This is a genomic window from Microcystis sp. M061S2, from assembly GCF_020245605.1.
Lineage (GTDB): Bacteria > Cyanobacteriota > Cyanobacteriia > Cyanobacteriales > Microcystaceae > Microcystis.
Genome location: NZ_JADBUP010000068.1, coordinates 1 through 2,685, shown reverse-complemented (window position 1 = coordinate 2,685; position 2,685 = coordinate 1). Strand labels below are relative to the sequence as shown.

Here is a 2,685-nt window from a genome sequence, read left to right as displayed (position 1 = left end):
GATACTTAGTACGACCAGCAAAGAAATTAGTAAAAGCTGTTTGTAAATGTCTTAACCCTTGTTGTAAAGGTACACAGCTAACTTCGTTTAAAAACTCTAATTCTTCTTGTTTTTTCCAATCGGTTAGCATTGAAGAAGTTTCAGTATATCCTACTCTTTCTTGTCTTTCGTACCATGCTTGTGTTCTGACATGGAGAGCTTTATTGTAAACCAATCTTACACAGCCCAAAGTGCGCCGCAATAGCGACTCTTGTTCTGGTGTCGGGTAAAATCGGTAAGAATAGGCTTTTTCCATGTCTCATATTTTAGCATATATTTCGTAAATGTGCTAATATTTAACAGCAAAGCCGCCGTAAAACGGCGGGGTTTCAGACCCAAATTTTCGATGAAATTCTAGAAGGTTATGAGTATGGTTCTAGTATCCAACGGGCAATCAGCCATTATTCGTACAGAGCGTGGATTGACAATCGCCGGTACGCGAATTACCCTTTATGATGTTATGGATTACCTAAAGGCTCAGTATCCCCCCAAGCTGATTCGTGAAAAACTTGGTCTTAATGATAGACAGATTGATTCAGCCCTAGCATACATTGAGACTCATTGTACTGAGGTTGAAGCCGAGTATCAAGAATGCTTGCAGACAGCGACAGAAATTCGTCAATACTGGGAAGAGCGAAATCGTGAGCGATTTGCCAAGATTGCGGCGATGCCCCCTAAGCCTGGTCAAGAAACCATTCGTGCGAAGCTTCAAGAGTGGAAAGCACGCATTGAATCTCAATCATGAACTTTCTGATTGACTACAACTTAACGGGCGATGTTGTTTTATTCTGGGGAACCCTCTCAGCAGAAGGATGGCTTGATCTTTTGCCCATCCGCTTCTTCACCTTTCAGGATGTTGGATTGCCGATGGATAGTAGTGATCGGGTTGTTTGGCAATTTGCTCAAAACACTCAGATGATTTTAATTACAGCAAATCGAAATATGAAAGGAATTGATTCGCTGGAACAAACCATACGTGAAGAAAATACACCCGCTTCCCTGCCAATTCTGACAATTGGAAACCCTGAGCGCTTTGATGAAAGTAGCTATCGGCAAAGATGTGCTACCCGCTTGATTGAGATTTTATTTGATCTAGAAAACTATATGGGAGTCGGTCGAATTTTCATCCCATAAGACTGTTGTTGAAAAGCATTCTTCAGGTAGAACCTGAAAAGAGCGTTCCCAGGTAGAAACTGGGAACGAGATGATGAGATAATCGTTATTAGGGTTTTATACAATTCCAAGGATATGACAAAGCTATTAGAAGAGGCGATCGCTCAAGTCAAACAACTCCCCGAATCAGAGCAAAATAAGATTGCCGCAATGCTCATAAAGCAGCTTGAATCCAGATCCCCAGAGTATGATTTTTGGGACGAGTTTGACCAAATCTTAGAAGAGTGTCAAATGAATACAGGAATTTCCGATTTGTCCTATCAGCACGATCATTACATTCACGGGCTACCCAAGCGAGAGCTAGAATCGTGAGGAAGGTTTTTGTTGATACGGCAGCCTGGATTGCCTTAATTAATGCTGATGATGTTTTTCATGAACAAACCAAGCGTGTTAAGGCGAATCTTCAACAACAGAAATGTCAGCTTATAACAACAGATTTTGTTTTATTGGAAGTGGCTGATGCTCTGGTTTCGCCGAAAATTCGCTCTCAAACAATTAGATTTATTAATCACCTCAACAATCTAATTGGTTTACAGATTATACCGCTCAATAAATCTCTTTTCGATGAGGGTTGGAAACTTTATAGTCAGCTTCTTGATAAAGATTGGGGGCTAACTGATTGTATTAGCTTTGTCATTATGCAGCAAGAAGTAATTACATTAGCCTTTACATCAGATCGGCATTTTGAACAAGCAGGGTTCACTCGACTGCTAAATCCTTCATACAGTGAACAGTGAACAGTTATCAGTGGAAAAAACTGATATGGCGCTATTGAGAGGAATGATCTAAATTGAAGAGCGAGTTCCCCTATATTGAATTTCGCCAGTCTCCTTTGGGGCGACAACCCTACCTCAAAAACTCCAGTTTGGCTCTCTGGGAAGTAATTCAAATTGCTCAAAGCTACGCGCTAGATGAACAAAAAACGGCGGCACATTTTCATCGACCCCTCGAATGGGTCCGCTCTGCTTTGCTCTATGCTGAAGCTTATCAGTCAGAAGTGGAAAAGTCGATCGCCTAGGCTCAAACTCTCAATGAAACGACACTCAAAGGACTCTTACCCCAATTGGAAACAATTACGGTTTCTCCTGATTCCCTATGAGTGAGTGGGAAATAGCTAAAATGCTAAACCCTGTCTAACTTCTATACCGATATTCATCTATAGCAATTTCCATAGTTGTGAGGTACAGAGTCTTAGGTTTTGACGAGTCAGGAGTTAAGATTTTGCTGTACCTCATGAGATTGGGAAACGCTATATTTCGGTATGATGAAAAAAGAAAAGAGATTTATATACTAGCAGGTGAAACTCTTAGCTTTATCATATTAACTAACGGAAATGTGGAGTTTGAAGATGAATCATCAACCTGATTTTTACCAAATGTCTCGCCCAGAATTAAGAAAATATGTCCTCTCCCATCGAGAAGATGATGAAGCCCTAAGAATTTATATGGATAGAATGCGAACTGAATCAGGTGT

General features: G+C 40.6%; 8 protein-coding genes. 7 read left to right on the top strand and 1 reads right to left on the bottom strand.

What is annotated here, in order from left to right; translation table 11 throughout:
• Positions 1–295 (bottom strand): helix-turn-helix domain-containing protein (locus IM475_RS11910; RefSeq protein WP_287727688.1); only part of this gene is annotated, 295 nt, incomplete at its 3' end.
• Positions 296–409: 114 nt separating this feature from the next.
• Here IM475_RS11910 and IM475_RS11905 point away from each other — a divergent pair.
• From IM475_RS11905 to IM475_RS23155, 7 genes are all read left to right on the top strand, one after another.
• Positions 410–784, top strand: coding sequence for a DUF433 domain-containing protein (locus IM475_RS11905; RefSeq protein ID WP_002758892.1), 375 nt, complete (start codon positions 410–412; stop codon positions 782–784).
• Positions 781–1,173 (top strand): DUF5615 family PIN-like protein, encoded by a 393-nt coding sequence (locus IM475_RS11900; protein ID WP_287659118.1) that lies wholly within the window; start codon positions 781–783, stop codon positions 1,171–1,173. Before IM475_RS11905 ends, IM475_RS11900 begins: the two co-directional genes overlap by 4 nt.
• Before the next feature lie 114 nt (positions 1,174–1,287).
• The gene (locus IM475_RS11895) at positions 1,288–1,524 is read left to right on the top strand and encodes a hypothetical protein (protein ID WP_149988454.1); all 237 of its coding nucleotides are present in this window, start codon (positions 1,288–1,290) and stop codon (positions 1,522–1,524) included.
• Positions 1,521–1,949, top strand: coding sequence for a type II toxin-antitoxin system VapC family toxin (locus IM475_RS11890; protein ID WP_287659119.1), 429 nt, complete (start codon positions 1,521–1,523; stop codon positions 1,947–1,949). The genes IM475_RS11895 and IM475_RS11890 overlap by 4 nt, the downstream gene beginning before the upstream one ends.
• 53 nt (positions 1,950–2,002) lie before the next feature.
• Positions 2,003–2,230: a hypothetical protein gene (locus tag IM475_RS11885; protein ID WP_287659120.1), complete on the top strand. Its 228-nt coding sequence runs from the start codon at positions 2,003–2,005 to the stop codon at positions 2,228–2,230.
• A gap of 215 nt (positions 2,231–2,445) precedes the next feature.
• Complete coding sequence (locus IM475_RS23160; RefSeq protein ID WP_374756727.1) at positions 2,446–2,577, top strand: DUF6888 family protein; 132 nt, start codon at positions 2,446–2,448, stop codon at positions 2,575–2,577.
• The coding region (locus tag IM475_RS23155; protein ID WP_502865624.1) for a DUF6887 family protein at positions 2,546–2,685 on the top strand (140 nt) is incomplete at its 3' end. The genes IM475_RS23160 and IM475_RS23155, both read left to right, overlap by 32 nt.